19 protein-coding genes are annotated in these 21900 nt (G+C 53.5%); 8 read left to right on the forward strand and 11 right to left on the reverse strand.

Annotated features, from left to right (window positions below; all coding sequences use genetic code 11):
- Positions 1-15: 15 nt before the first annotated feature.
- The gene (locus MKY86_RS29335) at positions 16-3210 is read left to right on the forward strand and encodes an efflux RND transporter permease subunit (protein ID WP_076080848.1); all 3195 of its coding nucleotides are present in this window, start codon (positions 16-18) and stop codon (positions 3208-3210) included.
- A gap of 331 nt (positions 3211-3541) precedes the next feature.
- Here MKY86_RS29335 and MKY86_RS29340 read toward each other — a convergent pair whose 3' ends face one another.
- The gene (locus MKY86_RS29340) at positions 3542-4237 is read right to left on the reverse strand and encodes a TorD/DmsD family molecular chaperone (protein WP_076080850.1); all 696 of its coding nucleotides are present in this window, start codon (positions 4235-4237) and stop codon (positions 3542-3544) included.
- A gap of 325 nt (positions 4238-4562) precedes the next feature.
- Here MKY86_RS29340 and moaA point away from each other — a divergent pair, with 325 nt between their 5' ends.
- A complete protein-coding gene (gene moaA, locus MKY86_RS29345) occupies positions 4563-5564 on the forward strand; it encodes a GTP 3',8-cyclase MoaA (protein ID WP_076080852.1) in 1002 nt (333 codons plus the stop codon).
- A 90-nt stretch (positions 5565-5654) separates the two neighbouring features.
- On the opposite strand, the gene MKY86_RS29350 is transcribed toward moaA, so the two are convergent.
- The 3 genes from MKY86_RS29350 to MKY86_RS29360 form a co-directional block, all read right to left on the reverse strand.
- Positions 5655-6977 (reverse strand): helix-turn-helix domain-containing protein, encoded by a 1323-nt coding sequence (locus MKY86_RS29350; protein WP_076080854.1) that lies wholly within the window; start codon positions 6975-6977, stop codon positions 5655-5657.
- A gap of 77 nt (positions 6978-7054) precedes the next feature.
- Positions 7055-7234: an aspartyl-phosphate phosphatase Spo0E family protein gene (locus tag MKY86_RS29355; RefSeq protein WP_076080866.1), complete on the reverse strand. Its 180-nt coding sequence runs from the start codon at positions 7232-7234 to the stop codon at positions 7055-7057.
- A 304-nt stretch (positions 7235-7538) separates the two neighbouring features.
- Positions 7539-8933 (reverse strand): helix-turn-helix domain-containing protein, encoded by a 1395-nt coding sequence (locus MKY86_RS29360; protein ID WP_340827655.1) that lies wholly within the window; start codon positions 8931-8933, stop codon positions 7539-7541.
- A gap of 236 nt (positions 8934-9169) precedes the next feature.
- Here MKY86_RS29360 and MKY86_RS29365 point away from each other — a divergent pair, with 236 nt between their 5' ends.
- Positions 9170-9559, forward strand: a complete 390-nt coding sequence (locus MKY86_RS29365; RefSeq protein ID WP_076080869.1) for a hypothetical protein — start codon at positions 9170-9172, stop codon at positions 9557-9559.
- Positions 9560-9606: 47 nt separating this feature from the next.
- On the opposite strand, the gene MKY86_RS29370 is transcribed toward MKY86_RS29365, so the two are convergent.
- Positions 9607-10218, reverse strand: coding sequence for a LysE/ArgO family amino acid transporter (locus MKY86_RS29370; RefSeq protein ID WP_076080872.1), 612 nt, complete (start codon positions 10216-10218; stop codon positions 9607-9609).
- A 500-nt stretch (positions 10219-10718) separates the two neighbouring features.
- On the opposite strand from MKY86_RS29370, the gene MKY86_RS29375 reads away from it, so the two are divergent.
- Together MKY86_RS29375 and MKY86_RS29380 are read left to right on the forward strand one after the other, a co-directional pair.
- Positions 10719-12200 (forward strand): aminotransferase-like domain-containing protein, encoded by a 1482-nt coding sequence (locus tag MKY86_RS29375; RefSeq protein WP_076080990.1) that lies wholly within the window; start codon positions 10719-10721, stop codon positions 12198-12200.
- Positions 12200-12430, forward strand: coding sequence for a hypothetical protein (locus tag MKY86_RS29380; protein WP_143803784.1), 231 nt, complete (start codon positions 12200-12202; stop codon positions 12428-12430). Before MKY86_RS29375 ends, MKY86_RS29380 begins: the two co-directional genes overlap by 1 nt.
- Here the strand turns inward: MKY86_RS29380 and MKY86_RS29385 are convergent.
- From MKY86_RS29385 to MKY86_RS29395, 3 genes are read right to left on the reverse strand one after another with little or no spacing between them, the layout of a single operon-like run.
- Positions 12399-13466, reverse strand: coding sequence for a sensor histidine kinase (locus tag MKY86_RS29385; RefSeq protein ID WP_076080875.1), 1068 nt, complete (start codon positions 13464-13466; stop codon positions 12399-12401). The genes MKY86_RS29380 and MKY86_RS29385 overlap by 32 nt on opposite strands.
- A gap of 2 nt (positions 13467-13468) precedes the next feature.
- Positions 13469-14140 carry a response regulator transcription factor gene (locus tag MKY86_RS29390; RefSeq protein WP_076080878.1) on the reverse strand — a complete coding sequence of 224 codons (672 nt, stop codon included), beginning with the start codon at positions 14138-14140 and terminating at the stop codon, positions 13469-13471.
- Positions 14070-15935 (reverse strand): ABC transporter ATP-binding protein, encoded by a 1866-nt coding sequence (locus tag MKY86_RS29395; protein ID WP_076080881.1) that lies wholly within the window; start codon positions 15933-15935, stop codon positions 14070-14072. The genes MKY86_RS29390 and MKY86_RS29395 overlap by 71 nt, the downstream gene beginning before the upstream one ends.
- Positions 15936-16175: 240 nt before the next feature.
- On the opposite strand from MKY86_RS29395, the gene MKY86_RS29400 reads away from it, so the two are divergent.
- Positions 16176-17393, forward strand: coding sequence for an MFS transporter (locus MKY86_RS29400; protein WP_076080883.1), 1218 nt, complete (start codon positions 16176-16178; stop codon positions 17391-17393).
- 170 nt (positions 17394-17563) lie between these two features.
- On the opposite strand, the gene MKY86_RS29405 is transcribed toward MKY86_RS29400, so the two are convergent.
- Complete coding sequence (locus tag MKY86_RS29405; protein WP_076080992.1) at positions 17564-19267, reverse strand: glutamine--tRNA ligase/YqeY domain fusion protein; 1704 nt, start codon at positions 19265-19267, stop codon at positions 17564-17566.
- A gap of 213 nt (positions 19268-19480) precedes the next feature.
- On the opposite strand from MKY86_RS29405, the gene MKY86_RS29410 reads away from it, so the two are divergent.
- Together MKY86_RS29410 and MKY86_RS29415 are read left to right on the forward strand one after the other, a co-directional pair.
- Positions 19481-19726, forward strand: coding sequence for a DUF2164 domain-containing protein (locus tag MKY86_RS29410; protein ID WP_076080885.1), 246 nt, complete (start codon positions 19481-19483; stop codon positions 19724-19726).
- Between the two features lie 42 nt (positions 19727-19768).
- Positions 19769-20317: a GNAT family N-acetyltransferase gene (locus MKY86_RS29415; RefSeq protein ID WP_076080887.1), complete on the forward strand. Its 549-nt coding sequence runs from the start codon at positions 19769-19771 to the stop codon at positions 20315-20317.
- A gap of 380 nt (positions 20318-20697) precedes the next feature.
- Here MKY86_RS29415 and MKY86_RS29420 read toward each other — a convergent pair whose 3' ends face one another.
- Together MKY86_RS29420 and MKY86_RS29425 are read right to left on the reverse strand one after the other, a co-directional pair.
- Positions 20698-21360, reverse strand: a complete 663-nt coding sequence (locus tag MKY86_RS29420) for an MOSC domain-containing protein (RefSeq protein ID WP_340827657.1) — start codon at positions 21358-21360, stop codon at positions 20698-20700.
- Positions 21350-21874: a GNAT family N-acetyltransferase gene (locus MKY86_RS29425; protein WP_076080889.1), complete on the reverse strand. Its 525-nt coding sequence runs from the start codon at positions 21872-21874 to the stop codon at positions 21350-21352. The genes MKY86_RS29420 and MKY86_RS29425 overlap by 11 nt, the downstream gene beginning before the upstream one ends.
- Positions 21875-21900 lie beyond the last annotated feature (26 nt).

Genomic DNA, 21900 nt, shown 5'->3' on the forward strand with positions numbered 1-21900 from the left:
AGGTTCTTTTTACTGATGAAAAGCCTAATTAATTTCTCGCTCCGCAACAAATTCGCCGTCTGGCTGCTGACGATCATTATTGTCTTCGCCGGTCTGTACAGCGGATTAACTATGAAGCAGGAGACCCTGCCTAACATTAGTATCCCTTATCTCAGCATTACTACTATTTATCCCGGAGCTGCACCCGAAGGGGTCGTGAATGACGTCAGCAAGCCGCTGGAGCAGAAGCTCCGCAACGTAGACGGCGTGAAGATGCTGACCTCCACCTCTCTGGAGAACGCCTCCAGCGTCACCATTGAGTTCGACTACGGCACCAACCTGGACAATGCCACAGCAGCAGTGCGGGAAGCCTTGAACGAGGTGAAGCTGCCGGATGAGGTGCAAAAGCCGCAAATCTCGCGCTTCAGCCTCAGCTCGCTGCCGGTCATCTCCCTCAGTATCTCTGACGAGAGATCCGGCGATCTGGAGGAGCTGACCCGGGTTGCCGAGAATGATATCCGCCCGGCGCTGGAGGATATCGAAGGCGTCGCCTCTGTGCAGATTGCCGGACAATATGTCAAAGAAGTGTCCCTGAAGTTCAATCAGGAGAAGCTGAAGCAGTACGGACTGACCGAGGATACGATCAAAGGCATCATCCAGGCCTCCTCCCTGCGGGTTCCGCTCGGATTGTTCGAGATGGACAAGTCACAGAAGGCTGTTGTCGTTGACGGCAACATCACTACGGTGGAGGACTTGCAGAATGTCAGCATTCCGCTGGTTCCTTCCGCCCCTGGTGCTGCCGGGGCAGGAGCTGCCGGTGCGGAAGCCGGGGAAGCAGGCGGTGCAGCTTCAGGTGGTGCTAGTGCTGCTGGCGGCACCAATGCTGCTGCTGGCAGTACCGGCGCTGGCGCTGGCGCCATGACCGGGCTGCCGACGGTGAAGCTGAGTGAGCTTGCCACTATTGAGGTAGTCGGCAAATCGGAATCAATCTCCCGCACCAACGGCAAGGAATCAATCGGGATTCAGATTGTGAAGGCCAATGATGCCAACACCGTCGATGTCGTGAACGGGGTCAAGGACAAGACAGAAGAACTGAAGAAACAATACAAGTCGATGGATCTCACCGTACTGCTGGATCAAGGCAAGCCGATTGAGGATTCCGTGAACACGATGCTGTCCAAGGCTGCCTTCGGCGCCCTGTTCGCCGTGCTTATCATCCTGCTGTTCCTGCGCAATATCCGTTCTACCATTATTTCTATTATCTCGATTCCATTATCACTGCTGATTGCAGTATTATGCCTGCGGCAAATGGATATTACGCTGAACATGATGACGCTCGGCGCCATGACCGTAGCCATCGGGCGGGTAGTCGATGACTCCATCGTCGTCATTGAGAACATCTTCCGGCGGCTTACGCTGACAGGCGAGAAGCTTCGCGGCAGAGAGCTGATCAGCGCGGCTACCCGTGAGATGTTTGTGCCGATTATGTCCTCAACCATTGTGACGATTGCCGTCTTCCTGCCGCTCGCTTTTGTCAGCGGGATGGTCGGTGAGCTGTTCCTGCCGTTTGCCCTCACTATGGTATTCGCGCTGCTGGCTTCACTGGTGGTTGCCATTACCCTGGTGCCTGCACTGGCCCATACCCTGTTCCGCAATGGACTCAAGAAGGGGAAAAAGGGTCACGAAGACAAGCCCGGCGCATTGGCGGGCGGGTATGTCCGAATCCTGGACTGGTGTCTCTCGCATAAGCTGATCACCTTGGGTGTTGCTGTACTGCTGCTGGCAGGCAGTCTGTTCCTGATTAAGCCGATCGGCGTCAGCTTCCTGCCTTCCCAGGAAGAGAAGAATGTTACGCTTACCTTCTCCCCGAAGGCCGGGCAGACGCTGGAGGATGTGAAGGCGCTGGGCCTGAAGGCGGAGAAGTACATTCTGGCGCAGGAGCATCTTGATAAAATGCAATATTCGATCGGCGGCAGCAGCCCGTTCGGAATGGGCTCAGGCAATTCAGGCTTGTTCTATGTCACGTATGACAGCAACACGCCTGATTTCGATACCGTGAAGGAGAAGTTAATTGAAGGCTTGAGCCAAGAGGTGCCGGATGGCGTGTGGGGCGATTTGTCCGGCATGGCGGGAGGCGGACTCGGCGGCAGTACCCTTACTGTTAACATCTTCGGCGATACGCTGGAGCAGCTCAAACCGGTAGCCGATGACATTGCCGGGATCGTTCAGGCAGACACCAAGAACTTCAAAGACGGGAAGACCAGCCTCTCTGAAGCCTATGATCAATACACCATCGTCGCTGACCAGGCCAAGCTTAGCTCACTGGGCCTAACGGCCGGACAGCTTGCGATGAAGCTGAGCCCTGCCGGAACCCGGCCTGTACTGACTGAGGTAGAGCTGGACGGCAAGAATTACAAGGTCTACATTGAGACGGACAAGGATTCCTACAGCAGCATTGAAGAAATGAAGGCCGCCACGCTCACTTCTCCACTGGGTATTACTGTACCGATTGGCGAGGTAGCAAGCATCGAACAGGGCCAGTCCCCGGATTCCATTACCCGTGAAGACGGCAAAATGAAAGTCGAGGTAACCGCCGACATTATCTCCAGTGACATTAATAGTGCCTCCAAGGCTGTGCAGGACAAAATAGAGGCTCTTGATCTCCCGGACGGCGTGACCATCACCTTCGGCGGAGTCACCGAGCAGATTAATGAGACCTTCGGACAGCTTGGCATCGCCATGCTCGCGGCTATTGCGATTGTATACTTCGTGCTCGTAGTCACCTTCGGCGGCGGTCTGGCACCGTTCGCCATCCTGTTCTCGCTGCCGTTCACAGTCATCGGCGCTCTTGTTGCCCTGCTCCTGGCCGGCGAGACCTTGAACGTCTCCGCACTGATGGGTGCGCTGATGCTGATCGGTATCGTGGTCACCAATGCAATTGTCTTGATTGACCGGGTAATCCATAAGGAACAAGAGGGAATGTCTACACGCAAGGCGCTGCTTGAGGCCGGGGCTACCCGCCTTCGCCCGATTCTCATGACTGCGCTCGCTACTATAGGCGCCCTGCTACCATTGGTTACAGGCCTGGAGAACAGCGCCGGAATCATCTCCAAGGGGCTTGGCGTAACCGTCATCGGCGGTCTCGTCAGCTCCACGCTGCTGACCCTGGTCGTTGTACCGGTGGTGTATGAGTTCCTGATGAAGTTTCGGAGTAAGAAGACTTACGAATAAATAGGGGATGAACTTCAGTTTCAGTTATATGAGCTGATCGTAAGAACGTAGCGTAAAGCTCAGACGTCACTACGGTGGATATTTGGACTTCCGGCCGCTGTTGTCTCCAGATTTCCTGATTTAGACCGCTTGTTGCGGTAGAAATCCGGAGACAAAGGCGGACGCTACCGCTCCTACAGTTCCAAAATCCCCCTCCGATCCTACACGCTTTTTGTATTTTCTTTCAATCAAAACCTATAAAGTGAAAGCTTAAGTTCAAGACCCCGCGAGCAGAAAAAGGCGCTCTTCCGATTTATGGAAGGGCGCCTTATTGATTGAGTATGGATGCTTATTAAGCCATCGCCGCCGCACTGCTCTCCAGCGAAGCCTTCCAGGCACGCAGCATATGCAGATCCTGCGGCAGGAATTCCTCCAGCATATGGCTGAGTCCCAGATACAGCGGGCTCTCGGTGGCAGAGTTCATTCTCGCACAGAATTGTGGGGTCCACTTCAGCAGATGCTCCTCAAGGAATCTCTCCTGGATCTCCAGAAGCTCCATCGCACTGCGGATCGAGAAGCTGTTGTACAGCATCCGTTCATGCAGCACGGCCATGAATTCCAGTTCAATGGCAATATGGTCGTCGGCTTCGCCGCTGCACTTCTTGAAGACAATCCCCGCCGAAGCGTACACATCCGACAGCACGTTGCAGAATTCTTCCTCACGGCCCAGCTGAGCCGCTTCACGGGCTACGAAGGAGCTGACCGCGCGCTCGTTCATCAGACGTTTGTATTCGAGTTTCTCTTTCTCACAGATGGCCGGTAGCATAGACGGCTCCTGGCTGCACAGATAACGCTTCAATTCACGGCCGCCTTCGGTCATCTCCGCAGCGACACTCATCTCACGGTTACGGCTCCACTGGGCGACCAGTGAGAGAGATGGTTTTCTTCCATAGAAGTCCACCAGCAGCTGATATATTAATCCCCGACTCTCCAGCCAGCGGCTGCAAGCCTCCGGCACGACAAGCGATGGAACAGTTGGTATGGTCATTTTGCAAATCCTCCCTACATAGTTTGCCGGATACCCGGGGTATCCTTAGGGATCGCCGCCTGAGCCTTCCGGTATCATAGCTGTGCTTCGCAAAAGTAAAAGTATCTAAAGTTTGAATCTTCCGCACCTAAATTATATCGAATATGATAAGCGCTTTCGGTGAGCATTCTATGACCATTCCCTGGAATTGTCGCACTTTTGTCATAATTAGGCTGCTGCTTTGGCCTTCTGTCCCCCTATGCTTTAGATTGTCCGCTGTGCATTGACGCGGCGGAATGGTTTCTTTAAAATTTAAACTAAAATCAACAGGTGAAGGAGCAACGCTATGGAGCCGCTGACTGACCCTTTTGGACGCATACATGATTACCTACGCATCTCGGTTACAGACCGCTGCAACCTGCGCTGTATCTATTGTATGCCCGCCGAAGGAATGCAATTCCAGCCGCAGGACGAGATTATGAGCTACGAGGAGATTGCCGCTGTGGTGGAGGCGCTTGCGCCCCTGGGCCTGCGGAAGGTCCGGCTGACGGGTGGCGAACCGCTGGTCCGCAAGGATCTGGAGAAGCTGGTCTCTATGATCGCCGTCATACCCGGCATAGATGACATATCATTGACGACGAACGGGCTGATGCTGCCAGCCAAAGCGGCTATCCTGAAGCAGGCCGGGCTGTCCCGGGTGAACATCAGCCTGGATTCGCTGCGGCCGGACCGCTTCTCGATGATTACCCGCGGCGGTGATGTTGCCAAGGTACTGAAGGGAATTGAAGCCGCAGAAGCCGCTGGCCTGTCCCCGATCAAGCTGAATGTCGTGCTGATGAAAGGCATTAACGATGACGAGATTAAGGATTTCATCGCCTTGACCTTGAACAGTCCGCTCAATGTTCGCTTCATTGAATACATGCCGATCGGCAGCGCCAGCGATGCCTGGCGGCAGACCTATCTGCCGCTGGAGACTGTAGTAGAGGCCTGCAAGGAAGCGGGCTGGACCACCGAGGAGGCCGATATGCCCTCCGGGAATGGCCCTTCCCAGAACCGGCGTGTCACCGGCGCGAAGGGAACCTTCGGGCTGATCCATCCGGTCAGCGAGCATTTCTGCGACAATTGCAACCGCCTGCGCCTAACCGCCGACGGCAACATCAAAGCCTGCCTGTACTGGCAGGACGAATATAATGTGCGCCCGCTGATCAGCGACCCTGCGGCGGTGCAGGCCCTGTTCCGCGAGGCGCTTGGCAACAAGCCGCATAATCATGAAATGGCCCTGGCCCTGGAGCACAAAGCCCAGAGCCATACGCCCACCGCCCGCCGCATGTCGCAGATTGGCGGGTAGGTGACACAGAGAAAAATGTAACAGGCCCATGAACAAGTTCATGGGCCTGTCTTTATAACACATTCATAGTCGTGGAAGCTTGTATGTGCTTCAACCCGACTTCGGAAACTCTGAAATGGCAATTTCAAAATCCACAGATATCGTCCCCCGGATCACCTGCTGCTCACTGTCTAATTTGGCGGATAAGTCTACGCTTTGCATAATCACATCATCGCCTTTGTACCGTTTGCGGGTGAGATAGTAGGTTGCTAACTCGCTGCAGAATTGGGTGTAGTTTTTTTCATGGAGGAATTTGTTATGTTCACCAAAGATACTATAAATCTTCCGGTACGGAATATAATCCGCAAATCTCTGTAAAACATGATCCACGTCCCACTTATACTGATTAGCCATTTGAACGATCTTGAACAGCGCCATGAATATTTCATTTTCGTGATTTGAGATGTATTCGACATATGCATCAAGAACCTCAATCTGCCCATCCATTAAGCGGTAAAGATACGTATTAGCCGTTCCCCAGTCTATATATTGAGCCTTAATACGCCATGCTTCTTCGTCATCTTCCCGTATCCAGCTATGATCCATATATATAGGTATCATATCGAGTGCAGTTTTGTAATCTCCAATCTCTTCATAAACACAGGATCTCATAAGCTGAGCATATAATATATATGTATACAGAGGCCTTTTATATAACTTATGATCTCTATGCTTACGGCCTGATTCACCATGAAGGTCATAATGGACGGAGGCCACTCGGAGCATTTCTTCTACAACCTCAGATACCTTGTCCCATTTCTGAAGCGCAAGATAGATATCCGCCAACTCTTTCAGCGCATCCAACTGATTGACTTCATCCAGCTTATCAACATAATTCTCTAATAACGTAGCAGCAATTAGATTTCCCTGCGGATCATCCCCGAGGTTAATCAGGAACAGCCTGTATTGACAGAGCGCCAGGCGCTCAGAGTGCTGATATTTCTCGCTGGCCCCCACATTTTCATAGATTAATGCTGCGGCCTGCCAGTTCTCCTGCTCAAATAACTCCTCGGCAACCTCGAACAGCAACGGTGCATACAGCAGATTATCGAGTAAATTCTGCACAACCTGCTCTATACAATCCAGACGCGATAATGCCGCGCATTGCAGCAGGAATGGCCGCAAGCGCCGCCAAGTCGGTGTCGAATCGTATAAACATTCATCCACATACATATTGTAAAAGTAATCCTCTGGCAGTCCCATCCCGCTTGTCACGCGGATCAAATGATTCATCGCCAAAGCCTGCTGCCCTTTCATCACACGGCTCAGTGTGCCGGAATGAATTCCGCTGGCAATCGCAAACTGATTAATAGACAGTTTATGTTTTGTGAGATACGCCGCTATCTCGTCTCGAATTTTGACTGTATGCTCCACAGCATTTACCACCTTTTTTATACACATGTCCATTGGAACTTATATCTGACTCTCCGATTGTTTCTCTTGTGTAGTGCTTAAGCGGGCGGCCTCTTATTCATCCGGTAGGCGTTATCGTACGCATTGAGCAATTCATCCAGTACTACCGATTGCCGTAAGACCTCCGGATGATTGAAACCGCCGTATTGAATATGTAATTTATGAAGCTTACTTCTAGCTTGTTCTATGCGAATTCTAACGATTGCTGGACTATGCATGGGAATCCCGCCTCCTTATGCAACATTATAGATTTTTATGTAAAACTACAAAATATTGGACTGATTGCATTATCTGTTAAAGTGAATATATTGACAAAGCTCTGACGAGATAGAAGTTGTCCATAAAAAAGACGCCCCAATGACTCTGGAGCGTCCATTCTGATCTTATACGCTAATATGAGATTTCTCTCAATATCCACCATGTCCATGTCCCATTGGTTCAACCAGAACTGAAAGTTTACCTGTATTATTTGGATTGACTGGATCACCATATGCCACTGGAGCAACAAGCATTAATACTAGACTACACAAGACTAGCAGTAGTGTGCCTTTTCTTCTCATAATGGTTTCGCACCTCACTAATGTAATTTTTGTACTGGTTCTTTTGTTCGTGATTAGCTCTATCACGGTGCTGTTCAAATAAATCTATACATTTAATGATCTTGACTTCACTGTTAATTTGAATAGAGAACAGAAGACTCTGCAGTACAGTCTGGACCCCTTCAGTTCGATTGTGCTGTAAGTAATAGGTTGCTAATTCTATTAGAAACTGTGCGTAGTGGTCTAACTTCACTTGTTTATGATAGTCACCAAATGGGTTAGGATAATCTCTCAATGGCAGATGTTTATAGAATCTTAATAAAATAGAGTCAACATTCCAGTCATATCGATTTGCAGCTTGAATAATTCTGAATAACCCTGTGAAAATTTCACTCTCTCTTATTGAAATATATTCGACATATTCTGCTATTACTCCTTGTTCACCGTCCATGATACGGTACAAATAGTTGTTTGCTGTAGCCCACTCTTGAAATTGAGCAATGGTCTGCTTAGCTTCATCAGTTTGCTCTCTTATCCAACTACCATCTGCATACATGGATACAAGTTTTAATGCCTCTGCATAATTTCCTTCCTCTTCACAGACCAATGACTTTAGCAAATGGGAATATAATATGTAACCATATATCGGCCTTTTGGAATGCCTGAGCGCACTCCGATTCTGATTCGAAGAAAATTGTAAGCTATATTGAATTGAAGCAATCCGGTATAACTCATTGGCTAGATCTTCAACCTTGTTCCATTTATGAAGTGAACTATATACATTGGCTAGATCCTTCAATCCATCCAGCTGATCCGCCTCATTCAGGCGCGGGATGTAGCTCTCGAACAGGGTGGCCGCGCGCAGGTTCGTGCTCTGGTCATCACCCAGGGCAATCTGGAACAGGCGGTATTGGCAGGTGGCCAAGCGTTCGGAATACTGGTATTTCTCGCTGGCGCTTACGTTCTCATAGAGGAGTGCCGCCGCCGGCCAGTGGCCCTGTTGGAACAAGCCTTCCGCTACTTCATAGAGCATGGGAACATAGGTCAGATTATCCAGCAGGTTCTCCACCAGACGCCCGATACAATCCGTTCGCCCCAGTTCCGCACACTTCACAATGAACGGGCGAAGCCGCCGCCAGGTCGGTGCCGAATAATAGAAACACTCCTCCACATACAGACTGTAAAAAAAATCCTCGCTCACCCCCATTCCCGCAGTGATTAACTCCAGATGGCTCATGGCAATGGGCTGATGGCCATTAATAATCCGGCTCAGTGTCCCGGAATTAATGCCAGATTTTATGGCGAACTGATTAATGGACAACCCCTGCTGGGTTAAATAATCTGCAAGCTGGTCTCGAATCATGACTGCAGGCTTCAAAGCAACACCACCTCACACATTCCATAATTTAGAACATTATGTTTATATCTGTATGGTAGAGGATCGGATTTCAACCGTCAATAGAATAGAGTCAAATAAAACAACTATAGCTCGAAAGTGTGAAGAATTCGAAACAGTTTGGCAACGGGCTTGCCGAATCTTACGGATAAGGGCTGAATCAATAATTTAGAAGTTATTGAATAAAGGCCAGAAACATTTCATTAAGGGGAGCGTTTATGAAAAGAATCGGCATCATTTCAATTTCATTAATACTATTACTTGTTTTAATATATGTTTTAGTCAAACCAAATCCTAAGATTGTTAGCGTCACTCTTATTTCTGAAACAGCTGAAACTACTTACACTGATAACGATAGCATCCGGGTATTCAATGATGCTATAAGAACTGTGAAAAAAGTACGCGGGGCTGTTGATGTGGGTCCACCAACGTATCGAATGAATGTTACTTACGCGGATACCGAAGTTGTGAGATTCAGCCTTTATTTAGATTTTAAAACCAAAAGTGGATTTCTGATTAAAGATAGCAATAGCGAAAAAATGTTGAAATTAAAAGATCGCAGCTCTAAAGAATTAACAGATCTATTGAGTAAAGTAAGTACAAACTAAAATAGTCAGTTAAATGACTTGAATATCTGGAGCCAGCTTCGTATGCATTACAACAGCCCCCACAGCTGAACTCCCATATAAACGGCGATCCCCCAGATCAACAGGGCGGAAACGGTATTCAGCCCCTTCATGACTTTGCCGGAAGCATCCAGCCTGCCGAGCTGGCGGCCCGCTGCAGCAAGACCCAGGAACCAGAGCCAGGAGACAGTCACTGTCGCCGCCGCGAAGACCCAACGCACCAGCCCATCGTATTGCAGCGAGCTGGTCCCGATCACGCCCACCGTATCTAGAAGGGCATGCGGGTTCAGGAGGGAGACAGACAGCGCATAGAGTATCTGTCCCTTCGGCGAGAGACGGCCCGACTCATCCTTCGCTGGAGTAGAGCACCAGATTCTCCAGCCCATGAAGGTGAGAAACAGAATGCCCGCTCCATATATAACAGGCGTGACCCAGCTCACCGAAAGAATGACCAAGGAAACTCCGCCGACTGCCGCAGCGATAAGCAGCGTATCGCAGACTGCCGCTGTCAGAACGACAGGCAGCGTACTGCGGAATCTCGTATGCTGTGCCCCTTGATTGAAGACGAATATATTCTGTACGCCCAGCGGCAGAATCAGCCCGAAGGCCAGGATGATTCCATGTATAATGGCCTGTACCATTTCTTTTCCCCCTTCTATCTTCCTTATGATGCTTCCAGGGTAAACCAGCTTCACAGGCTTCCTCCGGTTATAGCCTAATGATCGTACCCTGACCTAGTGACTTCCGTAACCATCCAAGTTCTTCGCCACTTACCAACCAAGACGAATGAAAGCGGAGGAATCATGGTAGACTGGAAGAAAGAAGGAACGAAAGAGAGAAAGAAATGAGGGCTATGCTATTCAATAGCGGCTGTGAGGAGCGACAATCGCTCGGTAGCCCTCGCAGTGGCACAATGTGTTCAGTTTTTCGCATACATTGGGGCCGGTTGCCTGCGCTGAAGCATAATGTGTTCAGTTTTTCGCTTTTGTACATTATTTCGTCCGGAAGGAACCTGCCCTTGACACATCCTCAACGGTACAACCATACAACAACAGACTTAGGCACGCCCGGCCCATCCGTATATACGGACGATTCTCGGCCCGCAGCTCCTGGAACGCAGCAAGCTGGTGCTGGCTCCGGCCTGCTGGACACATGGAAGCCGGACCCGGCTTCTCCGCTGCCGCTGCATAGTCAGATCTTCGACTACTTCCTGACCAAGATCACCACCGGGGCCTGGCCGCCCGGCATGCGGCTGGCCCCGCAGCGGGTGCTGTGCCGCCAGCTCGGCGTGAACCGCAGCACAGTGGTTACAGCGCTGGGCCAGCTTACCGCCCTTGGCCTGATTGAAGGCAGACGCGGCGGCGGAACAATAGTTACAGGCGGGCGGCCGCCTATCGGCCGTACAGATACGGTAAACGCAGCGGCTCCAGCCGGGCCGGAACGCTCAGGCAACTGGAATGACTATGTAGAGGAGGGAATTCACTATCCCAACCTGCCCACCATTCAGGACATTAACCGGCTCGAGTATGAGCCGGACCTGATCCGCCTTGGCACGGGTGAGCCAGCGCCTGAGCTGCTGCCCGGAGCAGCGATGAACGAGGTGCTGGCCGGACTCGCGCAGCGTGTTCTTCCTCCGCTCTCCTATGAGGAGCCGCTCGGTAGTCCGGCGCTGCGGGCGGCGGTCAGCCGGTTACTGGCCCGGAGCGGCATTACCGCCGGCCCGGAATCCATCCTGATTACCTCCGGTGCCCTTCAGGGGCTTCAGCTCATTGCCCTCGGGCTGCTGCCGCGCGGCTCGTCTATTCTGCTGGAGAAGCCGTCCTATCTGTATTCGATTCACGCCTTCCAATCTGCCGGGGTGAAATTCAGCGGCCTGCCTATGGACGGGCGTGGTCTGATCCCGGAGCAGCTTGCAACCGAGGCGTTCCGCAGTAAGGCGGCGATGCTCTACAGCATCCCTTCTTTTCATAACCCTACCGGAATCCTGATGGATGCCGACCGCCGCCGGGAGCTGATGGAGGTCACAGGCAGACTTGGGCTGCCCATTCTGGAGGATGGGGCCTATCAGGAATTATGGCTGGACGCTCCGCCTCCACCGCCGCTGAAGGCACTGGACCATGAGGGACGGGTCCTGCATCTGGGTACTCTGTCCAAGGCCGCCAGCCCCGGTCTGCGCATCGGCTGGATTGCCGGACCGGAGCCGGTCGTCCGGCGGCTGGCCGACATCAAGATGCAGAGTGATTATGGCGCAAGCTCCCTGTCTCAGCTGGCGGCCGCCAGCTGGCTTACGGGCGGCTATCATGAGGAGCACCTGCATGTGCTGCGGGGCAGACTACGCTCGCGCCGCAACCACATGCTTGAGCTACTGCAGCTCCATTGCACCGGACTGGCAAGCTGGAATATACCGGCAGGCGGCTTTTATATCTGGCTGTCGCTCCGCCAAGCTGTCCCCCCGCGCAAGCTGTTCACAGCGGCACTGCGTGCCGGACTGCTGCTGAATACTGGCGATCTGTATGACCGCAGCGACGGGAGGCATCTCAGACTGTCCTACGCCTATGCCTCTGCGGTAGAACTGGAGCGCAGTATCCCCCTGCTGGCAGAGATGATCCGGCGGGGACTCTGATGGGAGACAACGCAGCCCTATCTCAAGCGAATGCGCAAATAGCCCCGAACCCTGACAACATCATCTATCTGTCATGGGTTCGGGGCTACGTTGTTCGGACACCTGGGGAACCGGAGGACATCGCCTGCGTAATCACTCGCCTGTCCGGTGAACACTGGGGCTTGGTCAGCAATCTGATCATTACCTTCTACCGCAGGCTCATCCGCCCTGCTGCGGCAGCCGCACGATGAACGCCGTCCCCTCTCCGGGACGGCTCGTTACGTCTACGCTGCCTTCATGGAGCTCCACGATCTTCTTCACGAGCGGGAGTCCCAGTCCGCTTCCGCTCCCGCTGCTGACGCTTCTGGACTTGTCTGCCTTATAGAACCGTTCGAAGATCCGCGCCAGCTCTTCTTCGCTCATGCCTATCCCGCTGTCCCTGACCTCCACCTCGGCCCATTCCCCCATGCTGCGCACAGTGACGGTGATCCGTCCGCCCTGAGGGGTGAATTTGATGCTGTTATGCAGCAGGTTGGTCCATACCTGGCTCAGCAGATCCTGCACCGCAGTCACGGTGGTCTCCTGAAGCTCGGCCTCCACCTCAATCTCCTTGCCCAGCCACTGTGGCTCTGCGGTCAGGATCATCGCCTGCACTTGCTTATCCAGCCTATAAGGCTTCCGCTCGAACGGGAAGCTCTCTGCCTCCAGCACGGACAGCTTTAGCAGATTGTCGCTCAGGCCAGACAGACGGCGGCTCTCCGCTTCAATAATATCCAGGTAATGCTTGCGGATCTCAGGACTAAGGTTCTCCTCTTGCAGCGCGGCAGCGAACCCGCGGATCGAGGTCAGCGGCGACTGGATCTCATGGGATACGCTGGCGATGAAGTCCTGCCGCATCAGCTCCATCCGGCTCAGCTCACTCGCCATTTCGTTAATCCCTTCCACAATCCCTCCGAACTGCCGGTACTGGCCGCTGTTCTCCAGTTCAATCTTGAAGTTGCCTTGAGAGATCTGCCGCATGGCTGTAAGGATCGGCCTATAGAAGTTCTGATCCTTACCGCGTGTAGCGAAGGCAATCATCGCCCCGCAGACGAAAAAGATAATAATCTGCATCGCCATCACAAACAGGTGATACCCATATTCGGAGAAGGACCAGTGAAAATAATGGACCAGCAGCCTTGAGCCGAAATAGCTCCCGTTCCAGGTGATAAAGAACATGCTCAATAGTCCGGCTATAGGTCCAACTATTTTGACTTTCTCCCATATCTTCATAACTCTGCGCTTCATGCCTATCCCTCCAGCCGGTAGCCAAGCCCCCGGATCGTGCGAATGGAGAATCCGAATCGTTCCTGCGGAAACCGCTCGCGCAGACGGCCCACATGAACATCCAGCGTCCGCTCATTGCCTTCGTAATCGTAGCCCCAGATCTCTTCAATCAGCCGGTCACGGGTCAGCGTCTGCCCCCGGTAACTGGCCAGCTTGAAGAGCAGCTCGAATTCCTTCAGCGGCAGCGTGAACTCGCTATGCTCGGACTGCACCTCATAGGTGGCGCGGTTCATCCGCAGACTGCCAACGGTAACACTCTGGGCGGCCGAAATCTGGTAACGCTTCAGCAGGGCCTTGACCCTGGCGATTAGCACCGGCGGCTCGAACGGCTTGACCAGATAGTCGTCTGTGCCCAGCTCGAAGCCTTTGACAATCTGCGAGGTCTCCCCTTTGGCCGTCAGCATTAGAATCGGAAAATCATACTGCTTACGCAGCTCCCGGCACAGCTCCCAGCCGTCCATATTCGGCATCATAATATCAATGATCGCCATATCCGCCGCAGTCTCTTCGAGCAGCCGCAGCGCCTCCAGTCCGTCAGAAGCGCTCAGCACCTCGGCCATCCCTTCAGCTCTCAGGAACACTCCCACCAATTCGCGGATGTGCGGATCGTCGTCCACTACCAGTATTTTGACCATAGTCTGTAGAACCCTCCTCTATCCCTTGGCCCAGAAGCTCAGGTGTGTTCATCTGCAGCTGCTGCTCGGCGAATTCACGGTACAGCTCATGGTCCCTCAGCAGCTCCTCATGCGTGCCTTTGCCGGTGATCCGGCCCTTCTCCATAAAAATAATCTGGTCCGCATTCACCACCGTAGCTAATCTGTGAGCAATCACAATCGTAGTCCGGCCCTGCATCAGATTGCCCAGCGCCTTCTGCACTACGGCCTCCGACTGGCTGTCGAGGCTTGAGGTAGCCTCATCGAGCATGAGAATCTTCGGATCGCGCAGCAGTGCTCTGGCGATGGCAATCCGCTGCCGCTGTCCGCCGGACAGCTTGACGCCGCGTTCACCGACATCCGTGTTGTACCCGTCCGGGAGCTCTTCAATGAAGCCGTCAGCGTAAGCCATGGCCGCAGCCCGCTTCAGCTCCTCCTTGCTAATCTCGCGGTCCAGCCCGTATCCAAGATTCTCGGCAATGGTACCGGCCAGCAGCGGGCTTTCCTGTGAGACATAACCGATTCTCTTCCGCCAGGATTTGAGGGAGAACATCGATGCCGGTTTGCCGTCCAGCCGGATAACTCCGCTATGCGGCTCATAGAACCGTTCCAGCAGCGAGAACAGGGTTGTTTTACCGCCTCCGCTCGGACCGACAATGGCAGTCACCTGCCCCGGCTGCATAGTGAAGCTTACCTTGCTGAGCACCTTCTCGCCCGTCTTGTATCCGAAGCTGAGATCCTCCACTGCAATCGGTCCCTCTGTGCCTTCAGCCTCTTCCACGCCGTCATACACCTCTTCCTCTGCGGCAAGGGTCTCAATAATCCGCTCAGAGGCTCCCTTGGCCTTCTGGAGCTGGGTGAAGAATTGCGTCAGCTGCGTCAGCGGCATAATAATCTGGATCAGATACAGAATGAAGGCGACCAGTTCACCGGCAGTAAGCGCCCCCGAGGATACCAGCATCCCGCCATAGCCGATAATAACTACCAGCAGCATCATGAAGACGAAGGAGATCAGCGGGCTGATCAGGGCGCTGATCTTACCCTCACGAATCCCGAAGCCCAGCAGGTTCATAATCCCTTTCCGCCCGGCTTCATACTCTTTCTGCTCCGCGCCCGAGGATTTCACCAGCCGAATCTCGGACAATACGCCGCTGAGTACAGCGGTGAAGGAGGCCGTCTCGTCCTGCGTGCCTTTAGAGATCTTGTACATCTGCCGTCCCAGCGGCACCAGAATGAGCGCCGACAGCGGGAGCACCGTGAACAGCACCAGCGTCATTTTCCAGTTCAGATAGAACAGCACCAGGACAGAGCCGACAATGGAGATGAGGCCGGTGAACAGACTGGCCAGATGCTCCGAGATCAGTGTCTTGAGAATTCCTGTATCATTAGTCATCCGGCTGACGCTCTCGCCTGTCCGGTTCTCATTGTAGTAGGAGACGGGCAGCACCAGGAATTTGCGCCACAGCCTGTCACGAAGACCGGCCACAACTTTTTGCCCGACGGCATTCAAAAGATAGATCGAGACTCCGCCGGCCACGGTCTGCGCAATGAACGCTCCGGCGATGCCGGCAATCTGCAGCTTGCTGACAGAAGCCAGCGAGAAGCCGTCCACCAGATTCTTCGTGAACATGGGAATGACCAGACCGACGAGGGTCGAAATGATGCTGAGGCCAAGGGCCAGCGCCAGCAGCAGATAAGATGGCTTGGTTTCGTGCAGCAGCTTCAGGAACGGCTTCATGGCCGCTCCCTGCTTCTGCGGTGCTTGCTTGTTTGTCATAAGGAATCCCCTTTTCCGGCAGATAGATGCATGGAGCAGTGGCGCCCCGCTTCCGCCTTAGAACCCAGAATAACTGGCCTATGTAAACTGAAGTTAAACAGATATTTTGCCATTGATTTGTAGTTCCCCATAAAAGTTGGTTTGTATCCCTTTTCAACAAATGTTACAGTGATATCAGCGGCATCATAAGACGGCCACAGCAAGAATGCAAGGCATCCTAGCGGGAAAGGAGTGCAACGTTTGCGGGATCATCTCGATAAGCAGCTGTCTTTCACCTCTCTGAAATGGTTCAACTTCTTCGTATATGGAACGGTTGTCCTCTTCACCAGCTTCTTTCCCTTATATCTGCAGGATGTAGGGATGAATAAGCTGGAGATCGGGAGCCTGATGTCTGTAGGCGCACTGGTCTCCATTATTGCCAACCCCTTCTGGGGCATCTGGAGTGACCGGTATCAGAATATCCGGCGGATTGTCCTCGTCATGCTGACGGGAACGCTGGTCTTGACTCAACTTGTCTTTCAGGCGAATACATATGAAATGATCTACATCTCCATTCTGTTCTTCTATTTCTTCCAGGGGCCCCTGTTTGCCCAGAGCAACACGATGATTCTCAGCTATATTGACGGAACCAGCCGCAGCTTTGGCTCTTTCCGGTTATGGGGATCACTAGGCTGGGCTTTCACCGCCATCCTTGCCGGTCCCGTAATTGAATGGGCCGGCATCTCTGTGCTGTCCTATCTGTTTGCATCACTGCTCTGTGCGGCGATGATTGCACTGATCACGCTGCCGAAGCTGGACCATTCGATCGGAATTGCCCCCTTGCCCTTCAAAGGCATGAGCCAGATCTTCCATAACCCGTTCTTCCTGTGCTTCATCCTCTTCGGCATCCTGGTCTCGATTCCGAATACGATGAATAACACCTTTGTGTCACTGTACATCACGGAGCTGGGGGGAAGCAAGACCATGATCGGTCTCGCTGTGTTCCTGTCCTCCATCCTGGAGATGGGTGTGCTGCTCCTGTGCAATTACGTTCTCCGGCGCAAAATCTCTGTCCTGCTCGCCTCGCTCACGCTGGTCAGCGCGCTGTTCTTCCTGCGGTGGTGGCTGATGGCCGATGCAACGACTCCGCTGCAGGTCGCACTTATTCAGGTGTTGCACTCCATTACCTTCGGCGGCTTCTTCTATGTCGGAACCCAGCTGACTATGCTGCTGGTGCCAAGGCCCTACCGTTCCTCGGGACAGGCTCTCTACACGCTCACCTGGAGCGGAATCTCCGGCATTCTTGGCGGCGTCCTCGGCGGCTGGATGTATCAGACCCTCGGCGCGCAGACGATGTATCAATCCGGTGCGCTTCTTGCCCTGTTCGGGGCGATCGGCTTCGGAATGATGTGGCTCACTGTCATTCGCGGCAGCTACCGCCCTCCGGCTGATCCCGAGGACGAGTTGGCGGAAGACTAGGAATGCGCACAAGTGGAAACGGCTTTGCCGTCCTTTAAAAGGACGGCACCGTTTCAGCGAGAAATAGAAGGATAATTTATAGCGTAAAACATATATATTATATTTGGATACAGCAAACAGGCTTGGCCTCCCGGCGGGAGACCAAGCCTGCCTGCTTATATGCAGCTCTTCTAGCCTTTCTTGGGCTGGAAGGAGCTTTTGAGGGATACAATCAGATTGAACACCAGATGCTCCGGCGACGAATACTTGCTGTCTACGTTGAAGTACCCGTGACGGAAGAACTGGAACTTGTCCTGCGCCACACTGTCCTTCAGCCCAGGCTCCACGAAGCCCTGCAGGATCTCGATGGACTTCGGATTCAGCTGATCCAGGAAGGTTGGCTCCGGCTTGTCAGCGGAAGCTTCCAGACCTTCTACTTCAGCATCCGTCTCCGCCTCTTCGGCAGAGATCAGCGGCTCATACAGGCGGAATTCCGCCGGTACAGCCTGGCCTGCATCTACCCAGTGCAGCGTTCCCTTAACCTTGCGGCCGGTGAAGCCGCTGCCGCTCTTCGTCTCAGGATCATAGGTACAGTGCAGCTCCACCACTTCGCCGTTCTCGTCCTTGATGAAGTCGTTGCACTTGATGAAATAAGCATTCTTGAGACGCACTTCATTGCCGGGGAACAAGCGGAAATACTTATTCGGCGGAATCTCCATGAAGTCATCGCGTTCAATATAGATCTCACGGGAGAACGGAATCTGGCGGTTGCCCATCTCCGGGTTCTCCACATTGTTCTCAATTTCGAAGTATTCGGTCTCGCCTTCAGGATAATTCGTAATAACCACCTTCAGCGGCCGCAGCACAGACATCGTCCGGGGAACCGTCAGCTTGAGATCTTCACGGATGAAGTGCTCCAGCATCTGCAGGTCCACCAGCCCCTGGCTCTTCGAGATGCCGGTCTCATGCACGAAGCTGCGGATGGCTTCCGGTGTATAGCCGCGGCGGCGCAGCCCGGAGATCGTCGGCATGCGGGGATCATCCCAGCCGTCCACATGGCCTTCATCGACCAGCAGCTTCAGCTTGCGCTTGCTCGTAACGGTCTGGGCCAGATTAAGTCGTCCGAATTCATATTGATGCGGTGCAGCCTCCATGTCACATTCCGCGACAACCCAGTCATAGAACGGGCGCTGGTCCTCGAACTCCAGGGAACAGAGGGAATGGGTGACATGCTCAATGGCATCCTCCAGCGGATGTGCGAAGGTATACATCGGATAAATGCACCATGCGTCGCCCGTATTATGGTGATGGGAGTGGGAGATCCGGTAAATGACCGGGTCACGCAGATTGATGTTAGGAGAGGACATGTCAATTTTGGCGCGCAGAACCTTCTCGCCGTCCTTGAATTCTCCCGCCTTCATACGGTGGAACAGATCTAGGTTCTCTTCTACCCCGCGCTCGCGGTAAGGGCTGTTCTGCCCCGGCTCCGTCAGGGTTCCCCGGAATTCACGGATCTGCTCGGCGCTGAGATCATCGACATAGGCCTTGCCCTTCTTGATCAGCAGCTCGGCCCGCGCATACATCTCCCCGAAATAATCCGAGGCGAACCGCAGCTCCTCCCATTCATACCCGAGCCATTTCACATCCTCCTGGATGGAATTGACGTACTCGGTATCTTCCTTGAGCGGATTCGTATCATCGAATCTCAGATGGGTCTTGCCGCCAAACTCATCCGCCAGCGTGAAGTTAATCCAGATCGCCTTGGCATGTCCGATATGTAAATAACCGTTCGGCTCCGGCGGAAAGCGGGTGACGACTTCCTTAACCTTACCCGAGCGGAGATCTTCGGTAATGACGTTCTTAATGAAATTGGAGGGTGTACCCTGGTTCTCCACATTGATCAACCTTTCATTCTGTAATATAACTACTTCCTTGTATGAACATGTTTCCTACTAATATACCCGTTAAGCAGGGAATGTTCAACAAGTGGAAACGGCATTGCCGTGCTTTTAAAGGACGGTACCGTTTCAGCCCCGCATCCTTTGACTTCTCTCCCGGCGATGGAGTAGCATGATAAATATAGGAATATTAAGACAAGGGGGATGCTTATGCAACCGGTAAAACTGCCTAAAGAGCAGCGCGATATGATTACGGACAATATCCGTGCCTACTTCGAGACGGAGCGCGGGGAAACGATCGGCCACCTGGCCGCAGAGAATCTGCTGGAGTTCTTCCTGAAGGAGCTGGGACCGGCGATCTATAACGGGGCGCTTAGCGACTGCCGCACACTTACCCTCCAGCGCATGCAGGCTCTGGAGGAAGACATCTACGCCTTGGAGTGGAAGAAGCGTTAGTTCAGCGTGGGTTATATCTCATAACGTATAGGGGGCAGCCGCATGTTTAATTATGTCATAGATGAAGAGCTGAAGCTGAAGCTGCTCATGCCGGAGCATGCCCGTCAGATGTTCGCCCTGGTGGAACGCTCCCGCCACCGACTCAGGCAGTGGCTGCCTTGGGTGGACGGCGTAACCGAACAGGTCCATCTCACCACGTTCATTAAGAACTCCGTGAAGCAAGGCATTGATAACGGCGGCTTCACTGCCGGACTGTGGGTCCGGGAGGAATTGGCCGGAATTATCGGCTATCACGAGATTGACTGGCATAACCGCTCGGTCGGCATCGGCTACTGGCTGGGCGAAGGCTATGAGGGACAAGGCTATATGACCAGCGCCTGCCGGGTCTTTGTCGATTATGCCCTGCTGGAGCTGGAGCTCAACCGCATCGAGATCCGCTGTGCCACAGGCAACCTGGCCAGCAGAGCGATCCCCGAACGGCTGGGATTTATCTTCGAAGGGGTCATCCGCCAGGCGGAGAAGCTGCCTGGCGGTTATGTGAACCACGCGGTGTACGGCCTGCTGCGCAGCGAATGGAAGCTGCTGGGCTGAAACTAACTATTTTATATAAATTGAACTAATGGTTTTTATGTTTTAGGATTATCCGTGACTCCAGAGAAGTTTTGGACTTCCGGCCGCTGTTGTCTGCAGATTTCTTGATTATATACCGCTGTTCGCGGCGGAAATCCGCAGACAAAGGCGGACGCTACCGCTCCTCCAGTTCCAAAATTCCCCTCCGCCACTTTTCCTTTAACTTTAATATTTTAGTTCAATTTATATAGTTGGACTTTTTCCACTTGTTTGCGGTTATTTGCTTGAAGTCGGCGGATTAAGATACGATTTTCCATTTGTTTACTTTGCAGGGCAGAGCAGGTGGCCCAGCTCTCCTAGCTGCTCTGCCTACTCCCCTCCCCCCCTTGCCCTTACCCGTCCTAGCCCTCCGCCGCATCCAGCCATCTCTGGAACCGCTCCCGGAGGCCGGCCGCAAGGCTCTCCAGTCCGGCCAGCTCCGCAAGGCCCGTATGGTCCTTGCGCCCATGCTCCATCGAGTACAGAACCTGCCTCACCGGGATACGGCCTGCACCGCTCGCAAGCTTCACGATCCGGTCCCCGGCCGCAAGGCTGCCTTCGCGCAGCACGCGGAGGTAGAAGCCGCTGTAACCGGTAGACAACACCTGGGCCGGCATATCCGCAGGTCCATGCTTCTGCGTGAGCTTGAAGCACGGGAAGCGCGGCTGGCTGACCTCCAGCAGTGCTGTACCGATCTCAAAAACATCCCCGATGCACACCTCGGTCTCCAGCAGTCCGCGCGCCGTGATATTCTCGCCGAAGGCGGAAACCTCCAGTTTCCGGCCAAGCCACTCCTCCCAGTGGGCATAATGCTCCACCGGATAGACGCAGACTGCCTTGTCAGGGCCTCCATGATTGACCAGATCCGCTTGCCCGTCTCCGGTGAACCCACCCACCCGAAGTGCAAGCGGACCGGCTACCGGCAGCTTGTAGATTCCGGTATCCAGCGGCTTACCGCGGTACTCTACCGTCTTCGGCTTGCCTACATTAAGCGAAACGACTTTCATCTTCACTTCACTCTCCATCCCCTTCTCCTCCCGTCAGCCTGCAGCTCATGAATACTTCATCCACATAACGTCCGCTTAAGTAGAACTCCTCCCGCAGCCGTCCCTCTTCCTCGAATCCGCATTTGCGGTAGAACTGGAGCGCCGGTGTATTGCAGGAGAGCACACGCAGCCGCAGCTTGCGGATGCCATGCTTCGCGGCATGGCGCTTGATCTCCGCGATCAATCGGCTGCCTACACCCAGCCGCTGAAAGCGCGGGTGCACAGCGATATTCACCTCGCATACATGGCGGTTGCTCTCCATCCCGCTGGGACAGCCGAAGCCGACATAACCGCATAGCTCCCCGTCCTGCAAGGCGACAAGCTGGGAGCCGGGCGGCGCATGCAGCAGATAGTCCTCCCGAGAACGCCACATCAGTGGACCCGGGGTTGTATTCTCCGTCCAGATCATATTATCGAGCACGATCAGCTCACGGGCATCCTTGATTTCGGAGGGCCGGATAAGCAGTGCAGCATCTCTGTTAATTGGTTGCATTATTATACACCCCTTGCCTTACTAAG

The organism is Paenibacillus sp. FSL R7-0333 (assembly GCF_038000365.1).
In the GTDB taxonomy this organism is placed as follows: Bacteria; Bacillota; Bacilli; order Paenibacillales; family Paenibacillaceae; genus Paenibacillus_AQ; species Paenibacillus_AQ silagei.